The 15,637-nt window shown below is 62.4% G+C and carries 16 protein-coding genes; 4 read left to right on the top strand and 12 right to left on the bottom strand.

The features are described 5' to 3' along the window. Positions 1-96: 96 nt before the first annotated feature. Both ACR9YP_RS02775 and map read left to right on the top strand, forming a co-directional pair. Positions 97-1,413 carry a mechanosensitive ion channel family protein gene (locus ACR9YP_RS02775; protein ID WP_474218972.1) on the top strand — a complete coding sequence of 439 codons (1,317 nt, stop codon included), beginning with the start codon at positions 97-99 and terminating at the stop codon, positions 1,411-1,413. 128 nt (positions 1,414-1,541) lie between these two features. Continuing rightward, a complete protein-coding gene (gene map / locus ACR9YP_RS02780; RefSeq protein ID WP_128940269.1) occupies positions 1,542-2,360 on the top strand; it encodes a type I methionyl aminopeptidase in 819 nt (272 codons plus the stop codon). Positions 2,361-2,608: 248 nt separating this feature from the next. Here map and ACR9YP_RS02785 read toward each other — a convergent pair whose 3' ends face one another. The 4 genes from ACR9YP_RS02785 to ACR9YP_RS02800 all read right to left on the bottom strand — a co-directional run bounded on the left by ACR9YP_RS02785 (position 2,609) and on the right by ACR9YP_RS02800 (position 7,100). After that, positions 2,609-3,958, bottom strand: a complete 1,350-nt coding sequence (locus ACR9YP_RS02785; protein WP_474218974.1) for an IS5 family transposase — start codon at positions 3,956-3,958, stop codon at positions 2,609-2,611. A 159-nt stretch (positions 3,959-4,117) separates the two neighbouring features. Next, the gene (locus ACR9YP_RS02790; RefSeq protein ID WP_474218975.1) at positions 4,118-5,500 is read right to left on the bottom strand and encodes a patatin-like phospholipase family protein; all 1,383 of its coding nucleotides are present in this window, start codon (positions 5,498-5,500) and stop codon (positions 4,118-4,120) included. Between the two features lie 68 nt (positions 5,501-5,568). Beyond that, a complete protein-coding gene (locus ACR9YP_RS02795) occupies positions 5,569-6,279 on the bottom strand; it encodes a queuosine precursor transporter (RefSeq protein ID WP_438104174.1) in 711 nt (236 codons plus the stop codon). A 224-nt stretch (positions 6,280-6,503) separates the two neighbouring features. Next, a complete protein-coding gene (locus ACR9YP_RS02800; protein WP_438104172.1) occupies positions 6,504-7,100 on the bottom strand; it encodes a bifunctional transcriptional activator/DNA repair enzyme AdaA in 597 nt (198 codons plus the stop codon). A gap of 155 nt (positions 7,101-7,255) precedes the next feature. On the opposite strand from ACR9YP_RS02800, the gene ACR9YP_RS02805 reads away from it, so the two are divergent. Continuing rightward, positions 7,256-8,191 (top strand): DMT family transporter, encoded by a 936-nt coding sequence (locus tag ACR9YP_RS02805; RefSeq protein ID WP_438104170.1) that lies wholly within the window; start codon positions 7,256-7,258, stop codon positions 8,189-8,191. A 40-nt stretch (positions 8,192-8,231) separates the two neighbouring features. Beyond that, positions 8,232-8,945: a RadC family protein gene (gene radC, locus ACR9YP_RS02810; RefSeq protein WP_438104168.1), complete on the top strand. Its 714-nt coding sequence runs from the start codon at positions 8,232-8,234 to the stop codon at positions 8,943-8,945. Between the two features lie 116 nt (positions 8,946-9,061). Here the strand turns inward: radC and ACR9YP_RS02815 are convergent, their stop codons facing one another. From ACR9YP_RS02815 to ACR9YP_RS02850, 8 genes are all read right to left on the bottom strand, one after another. Next, positions 9,062-9,781 (bottom strand): DUF1444 domain-containing protein, encoded by a 720-nt coding sequence (locus tag ACR9YP_RS02815; RefSeq protein ID WP_438104167.1) that lies wholly within the window; start codon positions 9,779-9,781, stop codon positions 9,062-9,064. Between the two features lie 208 nt (positions 9,782-9,989). After that, positions 9,990-10,310, bottom strand: a complete 321-nt coding sequence (locus ACR9YP_RS02820; RefSeq protein ID WP_091896844.1) for a hypothetical protein — start codon at positions 10,308-10,310, stop codon at positions 9,990-9,992. A 176-nt stretch (positions 10,311-10,486) separates the two neighbouring features. Continuing rightward, positions 10,487-10,861 (bottom strand): hypothetical protein, encoded by a 375-nt coding sequence (locus ACR9YP_RS02825; protein ID WP_438104165.1) that lies wholly within the window; start codon positions 10,859-10,861, stop codon positions 10,487-10,489. A 109-nt stretch (positions 10,862-10,970) separates the two neighbouring features. Further along, positions 10,971-11,663: an AprI/Inh family metalloprotease inhibitor gene (locus tag ACR9YP_RS02830; protein ID WP_438104163.1), complete on the bottom strand. Its 693-nt coding sequence runs from the start codon at positions 11,661-11,663 to the stop codon at positions 10,971-10,973. Beyond that, positions 11,663-12,652, bottom strand: coding sequence for a 2-hydroxyacid dehydrogenase (locus tag ACR9YP_RS02835; RefSeq protein ID WP_438104161.1), 990 nt, complete (start codon positions 12,650-12,652; stop codon positions 11,663-11,665). Before ACR9YP_RS02835 ends, ACR9YP_RS02830 begins: the two co-directional genes overlap by 1 nt. Beyond that, the gene (locus ACR9YP_RS02840) at positions 12,652-13,470 is read right to left on the bottom strand and encodes an ABC transporter permease (RefSeq protein ID WP_438104160.1); all 819 of its coding nucleotides are present in this window, start codon (positions 13,468-13,470) and stop codon (positions 12,652-12,654) included. Before ACR9YP_RS02840 ends, ACR9YP_RS02835 begins: the two co-directional genes overlap by 1 nt. Then, positions 13,467-14,282, bottom strand: a complete 816-nt coding sequence (locus ACR9YP_RS02845; protein WP_438104158.1) for an ABC transporter ATP-binding protein — start codon at positions 14,280-14,282, stop codon at positions 13,467-13,469. The genes ACR9YP_RS02840 and ACR9YP_RS02845 overlap by 4 nt, the downstream gene beginning before the upstream one ends. 209 nt (positions 14,283-14,491) lie before the next feature. Next, on the bottom strand, positions 14,492-15,514 hold the full coding sequence (locus ACR9YP_RS02850) for an ABC transporter substrate-binding protein (protein ID WP_438104156.1): 1,023 nt from the start codon (positions 15,512-15,514) through the stop codon (positions 14,492-14,494). Positions 15,515-15,637: the final 123 nt, after the last annotated feature.

The raw sequence follows: 15,637 nt of genomic DNA on the forward strand, positions 1-15,637 counted from the left end.
TTCGCGGTGTATCGATGGTCCGGCGGTGCCCTTTGTGGGATTCTGCGGCTCCCTCGAATCAATTCCTCCCGCCCGCTTCCCGACGAGACCGACCCGATGGACATGGACCTCAAGGATTTCATGGAGTTCGTGCAGACCACCGCGCGCAGCGTCGGGGCGGAAATCTCCTCACCCTGGTTCTACCTGCAATTCGGTCTCATCCTGACCGCGGCCGGCATCGCCTATGCCGCGGAGGCGGCCATTCGCATCCGCGTCGACATGACGTCGCTGGCGATGCGCTGGCCGCTGCCGCTCCGGCACTTCGTCCGGGTGATGGTCGCAAGCGCCTCGACGGCGGTGTTCACCCTGCTCGTGATCATTTCACGCGTGGTGATGTACCATGCGACCTGGCCGAGCCGCAGCTATCTGTTGATGGTCGCGGCCAAGCTCGGGCTGGCGTGGCTCGTGATCCGGCTGCTCACCTCGGTGCTGCGCAACGCCTTCATCGTCAAGCTGGTGTCGATCACGGCGTGGTTCGTCGCCGCGCTCTCCATCCTCGGCCAGCTCGATGCGACGGTCGAGCTGCTCGATTCCTTCGCCATTGTGCTCGGCGGCCTGCGGCTGACCCCGCTGTTGGCGCTCAAGGCCGGCGCGCTGCTGCTGATCGCGCTCTGGCTCACCAACATCGCGAGCAATTTCGCCGAGAGCCGGATCAATGCGACCACCGATCTGACGCCCTCGGTGCAGGTGCTGCTGGTGAAAATCATCCGCATCGGGCTGCTTGCGGTCGCGATCGTGATCGCGCTCGGCGCGGTCGGGATCGATCTGTCGGCGCTCGCGGTATTCTCCGGCGCGGTCGGCGTCGGCATCGGTATCGGCCTGCAGAAGATCGTCGCCAATTTCATCTCGGGGATCATCCTGCTCGCCGACAAGTCGGTGAAGCCCGGCGACCTCGTCACCATCGGCGACAACACCGGGCGCATCAGCGCGATGAAGACGCGCTATATTTCCGTCGCCGCTGGCGACGGCCGCGAATTCCTGGTGCCGAACGAGGATCTGGTGACGCAGAAGGTCGTCAACTGGACCTATACCGACAAGAACACGCTGGTGAAGATCGCCTTCGGCACCAATTACGACGCCGACCCGCGCCTGGTCTGCAAGCTCGCCGCCGAGACCGCCACCGCCCATCCGCGCGCGCAGAAGGGCAAGCCGCCGAATTGCATTTTGACCGAGTTTGCCGAGGCCGGCATGAAGTTCTCGCTGACCCTGTGGCTCGCCGATCCCGACGGCATGGACACCGTCAAGAGCGACGTGATGCTGGCACTGTGGGACGCCTTCAAGCGCGAGGGCATCCGGGTTCCCTACCCCGTCCGCGAAATCCGCATTCGAGGTGGCGCGCTACCGGTGGAAACCACCGTAGAAGTCCCGAATTAGGCCCGCTTTTGGGTGCAAAGGTCACGCTTGGCTTGCATGAAGGCCCGCAATCATTAAATTAGGGCCTGAAATCAAGCCTTTCCGCCGAACATCGAAATCAGGCCCCGAGCCCGGAAGACAGTTCCCGCATGAGCTACGTCGAAGCCACTGATACCTCCCTGCGCAAGACCGGACAGATCAAGCTGCATGGGCCGAGCGCCTTTGCCGGCATGCGCAAGGCGGGCGCATTGGTGGCCAAGTGCCTCGACGAGCTCACCGACATCGTCGGGCCCGGCGTGCCGACTTCGCGCATCGACGAATTCGTCCGCGACTTCGCCTTCAGCAACAACGCCTATCCGGCGACGCTGATGTATCGCGGCTACCGTTACTCGACCTGCACCTCGCTCAACCACGTGGTCTGCCACGGCATGCCCGGCGACCGCCCGCTGAAGGAAGGCGACATCGTCAACATCGACGTCACCTTCATCGTCGACGGCTGGTACGGCGATTCCAGCCGGATGTATGCGGTCGGCCCGATCGCGCGGAAGGCCGAGCGGCTGATCGAAGTCACCTATGAAGCGATGATGCGCGGCATCGCCGCGGTGAAGCCCGGCGCCACCACCGGCGACATCGGCTACGCCATCCAGAGTTTCGTCGAGCCGCAGGGCATGAGCGTGGTGCGCGATTTCTGCGGCCACGGCCTCGGGCGCATGTTCCACGACGAGCCGAACATCATCCATATCGGCCGTCCCGGCGAGGGCGTGCAGCTCAAGCCCGGCATGTTCTTCACCATCGAGCCGATGATCAATCTCGGCAAGCCGCACGTCAAAATCCTCTCCGACGGCTGGACCGCAGTGACCCGCGACCGCTCGCTATCGGCGCAGTTCGAGCATTCGGTCGGCGTGACGGCGACGGGCGTGGAGATCTTCACGCTGTCGGAGCGGCACGGCGAGAAGCAGATCGGGTGAACTTTTCGCCTTCGAGAGCGTCGAGTAGCCGCAAACCTTAGCGATTCATCGATTTTGCGGCGAGGCGCACAGCGCCGTTGCCAAATGAGCTAAATGGCAAGTTCTCGACGATGAGCCGCCTGATTGACTCATCGTCGACTGAACAAACTGAGAAGAGAGGTACACCCCTCTCCTTCATGATCCGGTCGCGCGCATCTCCTTCGACGCGATTGATTAGGGTAACTAGTCGTCCGTGAAGAACGCCGATTTCAGCCGGTGACGAGCTGAAGTCGAAGCGTGATCGGGACGAGGATTTGGGACAGCAAGAGAGCGAGCCACCGGATCAGACGGCGGAAGTTGTAGCCGACGGCGGCGAGGATGGCATTGGCGGCGTCGCCCTCGCGATACCAGAGATAATTGCGGCCCATTCGGTGCTCGGATTTGAGATGGCCGATGACCGGCTCGACGGCGGAACGCCGGCGCAGCTCGCGCTTGATCTTCGGTGTCACCCACCGCTTCTGCCCTGAGATGAACACCCTGAACTTGTAGTCGGGTGGCGCATTGTGGCCGCGATAACCTTTGTCGAGAACAAGGCGCTCGATGATGTTGCCGATCAGTGCCTCCATGTCCGGGATGACGGTTTCGAGTGTATGGCCGTCATAGGGATTGCCGGGCAGCGCCTTCACATGGGTGACGAACTGGCCACCCCTGGCGTGCGATAGCGTGGTGGCAACGGAAACCTTGACCCCGAACTCGTAGGGCCGGTGGGCCTTGCCCTTGCCGATGCACTCCACCTCCGGAGCGTGCAGCGAGTAGACCTTCGGTCCACGCTGGTGCTGCTTCTGTTCAAGCACCCGTCGCGCCCGCGCCAGCATGCGCTCCAACCCGATCCCACCGAGCAGGTCAGCGTTGCCACCGAGCTTGCGGCCGATGTCACGGATGACGCGACCCAGATAGGTTCGGAGCGTCTTCAAGGCCCGGTTGGCGCGCTTGAACTGCTTGGCATGGGCATAGCGCTGGTGCTTGATCAGCGCGAACTTGCCGACCCGCCCGTAGGACTGACGCAGCGTGATGCCGGCGGCCTTGGCGAGCCGCACCAGGATCTCACGGGCGCGGTTCAGGAGCCTGGCATCGGTCGGGAACATCACGTTCTTGGGCTGCACCGTGGTGTCGACGATGGCGCGGTTGAGATCGGACGGCTTGATCGCCTCGGTCTTGGTGGCGACCGCAAGGCTCTCCTGCAGCAGGGCTTGCAGCTTCTCCTCGCCCATGCGCTGGCGCCAGCGCGTCAATGAGGAGCGATCGAACACCAGGCGGTGCTGGAAGAACTCTTCGCCGCAGAAGAACTGGTAATAAGGATTCTCCACCCAGCGCTCGCACAACACCTCGTCGGAGAGGTCGTAGGTGTGCTTGAGAATGGCCAATCCGGCCATGAGCCGCGTCGACAGCGGCGGCCGACCTGGCTTGTCCTCATAGACCGCCCCGAGCCGCTGCTCGAGGAACGACCAGTCGATCGTCCGCGAAAGCTTCACCAGCGGGTGACCCATATCGATGATCGCGTCCAGCCGGGAGCGCAGAAGATCGGACTGTCCGCTGTCGCGTCGTTCCTTCGGCTTCATCGTTCCCTCCCGATGCCACCACGGAATCACGACGCGCGATTCGACGGAATCCCGAAAATGAAATTGCAAGCTTTTGGGTCCTCAAAGCCCCAAAGCTTGCAATCTCAAACCTCTCTCCGCTCCAGAAATCGACTCCCGCTCAATGGCTTGGGAGGTTCTTCACGGAAGACTAACTACCCCGCGCACGGTGGCATGACGGAAATGAAGATGTCTCAGAGCATTCAACAAAATGCTCGCATCAGACGCTATGTCATCGACAACAATGACACTCTCATTCTTCACGAGGGAGCCATCGAACGGCGGCCCCATCTTGTAACTCATGTCGGTCTTAAAAAGGGAGATAGGTTTCCCGAGAATCCTTGCGACAGCGTGTGACAAAAGGATATTTCCCTTCTTGATTCCGACAATTCTATCGAAATCGCCGAGAAGCCGCATTTTCTCTGCAAGTATACGAGAAAGGACCTCCAGCTCGTCGTGATCAGTAGCGGCAGCCATGAGGTCGATATAGTACTTGACCAAGACCCGGTCCTCCAGAAGGCCCGTGTCGCGGGCTACGCCACCGCGAACGATATGGCCCCGAGCGATCGTAGAAATCGCCTCTTCAGGCTGACCTTGTTCGACCATTCTTTTGACGGAATCGATCGACCTTTCCACAAACGGCACTTCCTCAGCTTCGCCGAATTTCACCGTTGCTGTGGCAAAGAATCTGGTGGTTGCTTCTTTTCCTGCCAGGATAAGGTGATCTTGTTGGTCTCGACTGCTGTCGCGGCTGAAGGTAGGCGTGTCCCCTACATTAATTCGAACGACATTAGAAAGCCGGGCGATATCCATATACTTTTCCTGAACACGATCCTGCGCGACGAGAATTGAGTCGAATACGGAGAAGACATGAGCCAGCACCGAGCTGTTCTTACTGCTTGTCGGCTTTGAGATAAGGGCGAATCCAAGAACGGGGATGAATTCGTTCTGCTCATCATGTTCATCATCGAATAGCCACATCGGAAAATTGCTTAGAACTCCCCCATCGACTACTTCCTCTCCTCCGCCATGCGAAACCGGAGGAAACATCATCGGGAAGGAGCAGGAAGCCAGCACCGCCTCCGCTATTTCGATAGTCGGCGTAGTGCGCTTGCTGTAAACAAAGATTTCCTGAGTAGTGATATTGGCGGCCACAATCTTCAGTGGACCGCCCTTCAAGTCCTTGAATCTTACCCTGTCCAAATCGGGAAACTTCCGGCCAATCAGATCGCGGAGCCAATTCAGCAGGGCCGACGGGTCGGCCATTCCGCGATAGTAGCGAAAGAAGAACGTTCTCCATGCACTGATCTGGAAGAACCGCGAATAGGGCGCGTCGTAAAGATGCTCCCTGAGCTCAGTCGTCGAGTAACCACAAGCGAGGAGCGCTGCCACAATGGACCCAGCCGACGTCCCGCCCCAGCCGACGAAATTGAGTCCGTGCGATTTCGCCTCCTCGACGGCACCGAGAAGCGCAGCTCCCTTGATGCCCCCACCCGAAAAGACTGCAAAAAAATCTTTCGGCATTACTGTCCTCCAAGAATGCACCATCGATTTCAATACCTCAGACGAACAGCGTTCGGCGCTTTCGTCTTCTATCGGGACATCCAATCGGATTCGAAAGTCTTGTTTGCCGGGTTCAGCCCCTTCGCCCACCGAGCGAGGAACATGAACGGCGTATCCAATATCCCGACAGTGAATTTAGCGATGATCGCTGACAGCACGATTTGGAACAGCACAGCGTCCGGCATGACCCCATAAAACGCGATCAGGAAAAAGACGACGGTGTTCACCCAATTACCTAAAATGGTGCTCACGCCATTTCGCACTGCAAGCGCAAGCCAGCCTTTCCTATATTTTGCCTTGAGGTAGGAAAAAATCGAAACACAAACCAAACCACCAATTGCTGCGATGATTGCGGCAGCGGTTATCCTGGGTGTTACGGTGAAGAGCGTTACGATTGCAGAAGACGCATCGTCAGTCCTGGCTGCGGGTGTCCAGATCGAGACGGTCGTGTAGGCCATGAACGCGACCTGCGCGGCCAAATTCGCTGCCACCAATTTCAGCGCCTCACGTCGACCCCAATACTCCGTTAAAATGTCGTTGGCCAAGTAGGTCACTGAGAAAATAAAAACGCCGAGCGATGTCGTGAGGCCCAAAAATTCAACTTGCTTGGTCACCGTGACGTTCGAGACCAAGATGCATCCCACGGTAAATACGAACACCGCGGTACGTCCGAGATAGACGCATCCAATCAACGCGAAACACATGCTGAAAAAAGCGACGAGGCAATAAAGCTCTGACATGATCTCCCCCGAGCCGCGCCTTATTTTTACGTGTTATTTCATGTTTACACAACCATTATTAAGACACCCTGGATTCGAGGCGCGCTCATGTGCTGCCAGAGTGGTGCGACAGGAAGCACTCGGATGCCACTCGGTGGGGCACTGCGATGCTGAGACGAATGAGGAGACAAAAGGAAGCGCTGAGCTACCTTCTCCAGAGCGCCACGAGGATAGTGGGCTCGGTTCTATCGCCGTCGGCGGAACGACGACGGCGGCCGTTTGTAGGTCGCCGCGAATGCGTCGTTGAATCGGCGGACGCTGCCAAAGCCCGCCGCGAAGGCAATCTCCGCAAAATTCATGGTGGTCTGGTCGATCAGGCGCTTGGCTTCCTGCACGCGCCGGGTTGCCGCGATCTCGCTCGGGCTCGCGCCGGCATGGCGCATGAACAGGCGGAGCAGATGGCGCGGCCCGACCCCCAAGGCTTCGGCAAGCTCCGCCGCCGATCCGCGATCCAGGAATCCCTCGTTGATCAGACGCATCCCGCGGGCGACCGTGGTGGCCGTTCCCATCCAGGCTGGAGATCCCGGCGCGGCCTCCGGCCGGCACCGCAGGCAGGGGCGGAAGCCGGCCCGCTCGGCGGCGGCCGCCGTCGCATAGAAGGTGACGTTCTCGGAGTGAGCAGGGCGAACGGGACAGACCGGCCGGCAATAGATGCGCGTCGAACGAACGCCGGAGAAGAACAAACCATCGAAAGCGCGGGCACGCGCGAGGCGCGCCCGATTGCACGTCTCCCAATCGAGATGCGGTGGCAGCGCCTGCTGGTGTGCCGAGCCTGTCGCCATGGCCTGACAATAATTTCGATGCGGCCTGACGGATAGCTGGAATCGGACTCGATCGGGCGATGAGGTCCGAATTCAGCCAGCCTGCCCGGCCGCTTCGGCTCATGGTGTCGATCGCCCTCAGGAGCGAACCGCATGAGCACACAGGCGCAACAAAGATGTCAGGACGAACGGCCGTCGCATTCGAGATCGGCCTCCTGCTGCTTCTGTCCCTGATCTGGGGCAGCTCGTTCACGCTGATCAAGGTTGCGATCCCGACCATTCCGCCCTTCACGATGGTTGCCGCGCGGGTGACGATCGCGGCTATTCTTCTGGTCCTGATCGCGCTCGCGCAGGGACATGACCTTCCCCGCTGGGGATCGGCGTGGGCGGCCTTCCTCGTGCAGGGGCTGCTGCAAAGCGCGCTGCCGTTCACTCTGATCGGTTGGGGCGAGATGCATATTTCGAGCGGTCTTGCCGGCGTGCTCAACGCGACGCCGCCGATGTTCGTGCTTGCAATCGCGATGATGACGGGGCGCGGGCGACAGACCATCAGCGGCCGCAAGCTCATCGGCGTCGCTCTCGGCCTCGCGGGTGTTGCCGTAACGATGGGCATCGATGCGCTGCCGGGGATCGGCACGGCCGCTCCGCTGGCCCAGATCGCCGTGCTCGGCGCGAGCCTTTGCTACGCGCTCGCGCCGATCTGGGGCCAGCGCTTCTTGGCCCTGCCTGCGATCGTCACCGCGGCCGGAGCGATGAGCTGCGCCGCGCTTCTGATGGTCCCGGCCGCCGCTGTCCTCGAGCAGCCATGGACGTTGGTGCCGCCATCGGCGGAGGCGATCGCGGCGGTGACCGCGCTTGCGGTGATCTGCACGGCCTTTGCGATGGTGATCTATTTCCGGCTGATCCACACGCTCGGCCCACTCGGCACGACCAGCGGCAGCTATCTGCGCGCGGGCTTCGCGGTGGCGCTCGGCACCGCATGGCTCGGCGAGCGCTTTACCTGGTCCAGTCTTGCCGGAATGGCGCTCATTCTCGTCGGTGTGGTGGCGGTCACCGTGCCCTGGCCCGCGCCAAACGCCAAGGGACCAACCAGCGCGCCGTGCCGCAATTGACGGTTGCAAAAACGCTGGGCCCCGGCAATGCTGGCGGCCGATGCCCGCCAAGCCAGACCACGACAAGAGCAAGCCTGAGGACACGCCGCATTATCACGGCCACCGCGAGCGGCTGCGCGAGCGCTTCTACAGCGCGGGCGCGGATGCGCTCAGCGACTACGAGCTGCTGGAGATGGCGCTGTTTGCCGCGCTGCCGCGGCGGGACACAAAACCGCTGGCGAAGACGCTGATCAAGACCTTTGGTTCGTTCGCCGAGGTCGTGCATGCCCCGGTGGCGCGCCTGCGCGAGGTGGACGGCGTCGGCGAGGCCGCGATCCACCAGCTCAAGCTGATCGCAGCGGCGGCGCACCGCGTCGCCAAGGGCGAGGTCAACAGCCGCAACGCGCTGTCGTCCTGGAACGAGGTGATCGATTATTGCCGCACCAGCATGGCCTTCGCCGAGAAGGAGCAATTCCGCCTGCTCTTCCTCGACAAGCGCAACCAGCTCATCGCCGACGAGGTGCAGCAGACCGGCACCGTCGACCATACCCCGGTCTATCCCCGCGAAGTGATCAAGCGCGCGCTCGAGCTCTCCGCGACCGCGCTGATCCTGGTGCACAACCACCCATCCGGCGATCCCTCGCCCTCGCAGGCCGACATCCAGATGACCAAGGCGATCATCGACATCGCAAAGCCGCTGGGGATTTCCGTGCACGACCACATCATCGTCGGCAGAAGCGGCCACGCCAGCCTGCGCGGGATGCGGTTGATCTAGAGCGGAATGGCTTTAGCCTGTCTCCGCTTGGGGATTGTCCCATTGCGGAAGCACCCTCTCCCCAACCCTCTCCCGCAAGCGGGAGAGGGAGTGCACCTCCATTATGACCGGCAATGTCATCGAACGGACTGCCATCCTTTCGGCGTCCAGCGGAGCAGCGCTCCCGAAAGCGGCTTCGGCGCACGGGCCACGACGTTCTCGGCGAGCGTACGCAGCGCGTCGAGCGCGGCGCTGCTGTCCTCGCCCGAATAGAGCACGAGATCGGGCGTCGGAACCGCCAAGATCAGAACGCCACCCTGGGCTTGCGCGAGCGGCGCCCAGCTGTCGATCAGCGCAAGCCGGCTTGTCGCGTAGTAATCGCCCTTCAACGTGCCGAACTGTCCCGGCACGGCCGGCTTTGCAGCGGACATGAGCGGCTTCAAGCTGCTGCGGACATTGGCGATGGCGATGTCGAAGACCTGGTCCGACGTCAAGCCGAGCGCAGCACGATCCTTGTCATTGAAGATCCTGACCGTGCGCGGCGAGTCGAGCACCGGGACGATCACCAGCCCCTCCGCGAGCGGACGCGTCGGGATGGTACCGGCAGACTCGAGCTCGCGAAGCGCCTGCCGCATATAGTCGGTCGAGCGCACCACAATTCGGAGAGCTGCTTTTGTCGGAGCGTCCGTTACGTTGCCGGTCGTTGCGACGACCCCGCCGACATAGGTCTCGATCTCCTTGGCGCAGCCGCTCGTGTTGGTCTTGCAGAAGGCGTAGATGCGATCGAGGTTGGCTTGCAAGGGACCGATCGAAAGCGTCAGAGGGCCCTTGATCACGACTTGTGTGTTACGAACCACGGCCTTTATCCGTGCCGCCACGAAAGCAGTGAACGCAGGCTCGTCGGTGGGGATTCGTTGCGCAGATGCAGGGCCGGCGGCGAGGAGAGAGCCGCCGACGATCGCAGCGGTCAGCCACCGGCACATGCGAGACCGGATACACATACGCCCCGCTCGGGCCTGTTGCGCCAAAGGGCGGGCATGTCGCGACAGCACGCTTGCAGCGCCCTCAGACCGAGGGGCCCCTGGCCAGAGCAAAGGAAAGCATGATCGCATCCGGCGTCTGCTTGAATTCTCTGGTCACCGTCTCGTGCACGAGGCCGGCAAGGTCGCCCAACGGCTTGGTTTGATAAAGGCCCGGAAACATGACCGTCACCGATGCGAGGCGGCCATTGTGCCAGTTGAAACCGACCTTCGGCCTTACGCCGGTTGACTGCTCGAGATCGCCCTCTACGGCCCGTGCGTACTGCATTCCGTTTTTCAGCGCGCCAAAGGCATCGCAGCCGGACAGGGCAAAGGCGAGGACGATGATGACGATGGCTCTGAACATCGAAAGGACCTGAACAGAATGCACGCTCTACGTTGGATTGCGGCAACCGTATCATGCAACACGCCGATCAGACCACAGAAAAGACGTGGCGGCGCCCAGCCGCCGGAGGCGGGGTGTCGCGGCCGTTAGTGGTGGCGGATCGCCGAGCCGGCTGCGGGCTTGCCTACAGAGCGGGGTTACGGTTCGACCCAGCGCTGCACGGCTTCGACTGTGTCGGCCGGCGTGGTGTTGAAGCAGATCGCGGCTTCCGGCGCCAGGCGATGGACGAGGTTGAGCACCCTCTCGAACAGCAGCAGGCGCTCCTTGGGCTCGCGGAGCCCGGCGCCGATCACGATGCAGTCGAAGCGCTCGTCGCGCAGCGCCGCCGTCACGGCGGCCTCGGCGGTCGCATCGAGATCGATCAGGCAGCTCGTGACCTCGAAGCCGAGGCCGCGCAAACGCAGGAGCTGGGCCTCGATGTAGCTGCGGACATGCTCGGGCGTGAGCTGCGGGAATGCGCTATAATCCGCATTGCCGGGCTCGATGCCGATCGCGAGGACATGCTTGGCCATGCGGATCTCCCAACGGAATCACCTGTTCCGCTAACCGATTCCCTGCCGGTCCGGTTCCCGTGAGAAGCTATCGCGCGGCCGCCGCGGCAGTGCTGAACGATGTCGTCGCCTATTGACGCAGCATGATCAGGGGATCGGCGGTGTCGGGAACGCGCCGCCACTGCGCATTGTCGTCGGCCTCGAACTGCCAGGCCTCGCCGGCCTTCGACATCAGGATGATCTGGCCGCGCTCGAGCCGCCATTGCGTCGGGTTGAACTGCGCGATCGCCGCGTCGCATCTCGGCTTGAGGAAGACCTGGAAATTGTCCGGGCCCGCCTCGGTGTTGGTCAGCGTCAGCCCGCAGACCGGCTGGCCGTTGCCGCGCACCATCGACCAGTCGCCGATCATCTGGTCCATCGACTTGGCCATCGAGCGCGCGGCGGCGAGATCCTGCAGGATGTAGACGCCTTCGCCCTGGCGCAGGCCCTCGAAGATGCCGGCCTCGACCTCGGTGAAGTCGATCACGGCCTCACCGGTCGCATCCTGCAAGCGGACGATGTCGAGACCTCGAACGTTCCAGGCGACGATGTCCTTGGTGAAAGGCAGCGCGGTCTTGCAGGCCGGCTCCAGCTCCAGCTTAAAACCCTGGCCCGCGGCGTCGCCCTTGAGCGTGACGACGCAGGTCTTGCTGCGCTCGGTGGTCGACAGCTCCCACTGCCCGGGCATCTGCTTCTTCAGGGTCGTCGCATCCTGCGCATGCGCGATGCCGATCGCGGCCAAGTAGGCCGCGACGGCGAATGCAACGCCCCGAAGAGCTCTCATCAGCGCCCCCTAAACGGCGTTTCCGCAACCGGCGTCAGCGGCGCCTTGCCGGCGAACCAGGACTTGAGATTGTCGACCACGAGCTGGTCCATCGCGTTGCGTGTTACCACCGAGGCCGAGCCGATATGCGGCAGCAGCACGACGTTCTGCATGGACTTGAGCTCGTCCGGCACGTTCGGCTCGGCCGCGAACACGTCAAGGCCGGCGGCGAGAATGGTGCCGGATTTCAGCGCCTGCACCAGCGCCGGCTCGTCCACCACCGAGCCGCGCGCGACGTTGATGAGCACGCCGCGCGGGCCGAGCGCCTTCAGCACCTCGGCATTGATCATCTTGTTCGTGCTGGCGCCGCCGGGCACGATCACCATCAGCGTGTCCACAGCCTTCGCCATCTCGATTAAATCAGGATAGTGCTTGTAGGAGACGTCCTTGGACGGATTGCGGGAATGGTAGACCACCGGCACCAGCGATGCATCGAGCCGGCGCGCGATGGCCTGGCCGATTCGGCCCATGCCGACGATGCCGACCTTGCGGTCGCGCAGCGAGCCGACGCTGAGCGGATAATTCTGCGTCTGCCACAGTCCGGAGCGGACATAGCGGTCGGCCTTGATGAACTCGCGCAGGGTGGAGATCAGAAGGCCCATCGCGACGTCAGCGACTTCCTCGGTCAAGACGTCGGGCGTGTTGGTGACGATGATGTTGTGCTCGGCCGCGTATTTGGTGTCGATGTGGTCGTAACCGACGCCGAAGCTCGCCACCATCTCGATCTTGGGCAGCTGCGACAGCGAATCCTTGTCGGCGCGCACGGTGTGATAGGTCACGGCGACGCCGCGGATCCTGTCGCGCACGGCCGGCGTCAGCCTCTCGAGGTCACCGCGCGTCTCGGCCTTGTGCACGACGAAATGGTCGGAAAACCCGTTGTCGAGGATCGGCCGCACCGGCCCATAGATCAGAAGGTCGATCTTTTCGGACGAAATCGAACCGGTAGACATCAGCTTTCCTTTCCAAGCGCGCTCTCATGCCAGCGCCGTAAAACGAGGTGCGAAACTAGCGCCAGCACCCCATAGATGACAATCCCGGCCAGCGACAACAAAAGCAGCGCCGCGAACATGCGGGGTATGTTCAATCGATAGCCTGACTCGGCGATCCTGTAGGCGAGCCCGGAGCCGGCACCGGCCGTTCCGGCCGCGATCTCGGCCACGACTGCGCCGATCAGCGACAGGCCGCCGGCGATGCGCAAGCCGCCGAGAATGTAGGGCAGCGCCGCGGGCAGCTTGAGAAAGCGCAGGGCCTGTGGCGGCGAGGCGCCATAGAGCTGGAACAAGCCGGCGAGATTGCGGTCGACCGAGTTGAGTCCGAGCGTGGTGTTGGACAGCACCGGGAAAAAGGCGACGATGAAGGCGCAGACCACCACTGCGGTCTGCTGCTCCAGATAGATCAGAAGCAGCGGCGCAATCGCGATGACAGGCGTCACCTGGAGGACGACGGCATAGGGGAACAGCGAATATTCGACCCATTTCGACTGATTGAACAAGAGCGCCAGCGCGATGCCGCCGACGCTCGCGGCGACAAACCCTTCGAGCGTGGTCAGCAGCGTGGTCGCGAGCGACTGCGACAGCACCGCCCAGTCCTTGATCAGTGTCAGAAAGATGACGGAGGGCGCCGGCAGCACGTAGGGCGGAATCTCCTTGATGCGAACCACCAGTTCCCAGGCGAGGAGGCCGGCCGCGAACACGATGACGGGAAGCACGAAGCGCATCGCACGTTGCGCGCCGGACGGTTTTACGGTGACGGCAGCTTGCGCGTTCATAGCGTCGACTGCCCTGCATAGGATGGAGCCAGCGCGGCCGACACTCTTCGGCAATAATCGGAATAGGCCGCTGAGGTGCGAAACTCCTCAGCGCGCGGCTCGATTGTCTCGATACGGAGGTCGGCTTGAATGCGGCCGGGCCGCGCCGTCATCACCACCACGCGCTGCGACAGGTAGACAGATTCGAACACCGAATGGGTGACGAAGATGATGGTCTTGCCGAGGCTGCGCCACAGCGCGAGCAAATCATTGTTGAGGCGGAAGCGCGTGATCTCGTCGAGCGCCGCGAACGGCTCGTCCATCAGCAGGATATCGGGATCGGTGACGAGCGCGCGCGCCAGCGACACCCGCATCTTCATGCCGCCGGAGAGCTCGCGCGGAAAGGCATCGGCAAAATCGGCGAGCCCGACGCTGGCGAGCGCCGCGTCGGCACGCGCGCACGCCTCGGCCTTCGGAACGCGGCCAAGCCTCAAGGGTAGTCGCACGTTGTCGCGCACGCTGGTCCAGGGCATCAGCGTCGGCTCCTGGAACACGAAACCGATGCCGTGGCCCGGCTGCGGCACGCCCTCGTGGCGCGCCACCCGCACGATTCCGGACGAGGGCGTGCTGAGCCCCGCGATCAGCCGCAGTGCGGTCGACTTGCCGCAACCGGACGGGCCCAGCAGCGAGATGAACTCGCCCTTGCGCACCGCGAGGTCGAGCGGGCCGAGCGCCATGACGCCGTTGTCATACGTCTTCGTCACGCCGCGCAGGTTGACGGCGAGAGCCGTCAGGCTGGCCTCGACGGCGGATGACGTTGAGCGCTCTACCATCGATCGCAGGCTGTGATGCGGTGGGATCGAGCTGCAACCTGCACCTCTCCCCAACGGGGAGAGGTCGGCGCGCAGCGCCGGGTGAGGGGGCTCAGGTCCCAGGAGAGAGCGTAACCCCTCACCCGCATCGCATCTGACGATGCGATGCGACCTCTCCCTTCGGGAGAGGTGGACGACGCCGACGCACCTTGCTCAAATCTCAGCATGCGTTACGGCTTGTTCGGGCGCAGCTCGACGCCGACGCCCTTGTTGACGAAGCGCAGCGTATAGGATTTGCGGAAATCGAGATCGGGCTTCACCACGCCCGCCTTCACCATCTTGTTGAAGAAGGAGGTATAGCGCTCGTCGCTCATGGCGCCGATGCCGTTCTTCAGGCTGTCGCCGGAATCAATGATGCCGTGCTCCTTCATCTTGGCGACGGAATAGGCGAGCAGATCGTCGGTCATCTCCGGATTGAGCTGCTTGATCATGGCATTGCCGGCGGAATTGTCGCGGTAGATGTAATTGTACCAGCCGATCATGGAGGCATCGACAAAGCGCTGGACGAGATCGGGCTTCTTCTCGACCACGTCGCGGCGGGTCTCGATCAGGGTCGAATAGGTGTTGAAGCCGTAATCGGCGAGCAGCAGCACGTTGGGCTTGAAGCCGGCCGCCTTCTCGACCGCGAAGGGCTCCGATGTCACGTAGCCCTGCATGGCGCTCTTGGGGTTGGCGATGAAAGGCTGCGGATTGAAATTATAGGGACGGACGTTCTTCTCGCTGAATCCATATTCGGACTTCAGCCACTGGAAGTAGCTGGTCATGCCCTCCTTGGAGACGAACAGCGTCAGCGGCTTGAGATCCTCGATCTTGGCGACCTTGGCGTCGGGCTGCGTCAGCATCACCTGCGGATCCTTCTGGAAGATCGCGGCGATGGTGACGACGGGGACGTTGTTGGCGACCGCATCGAACGACATCAGCGTGTTCGCGGCCATGAAGAAATCGATCTTGCCGGCGATCAGCAGCATCCGGTTATTTTCATTGGGCCCGCCGGGCACGATGGTGACGTCGAGGCCGTATTTCTTGTAGGTGCCGTCGGCGACCGCCTGGAAGAAGCCGCCATGCTCGGCCTCGGCGACCCAATTGGTGCCGAAGGTAACCTTGTCGAGCGTCTCGGCCCGCACTGGCACGCTTCCGACCAAAGCGGCCATCAGGCCCGCCGTTAACGCTCGCCGCAGATGAGAAGGGCTCATGAAGGGACTCCGTCGATCGTTGCTGGCCGATGTGAACGCAACGCGATAAAACCGCATGAAGTTCGGGGACGCGAGCCGGCCGGGCCCGCGTCCCCTCATACCCCAAATTACGTGACAAATTCA

This window comes from Bradyrhizobium sp. BR14999 (assembly GCF_056106085.1).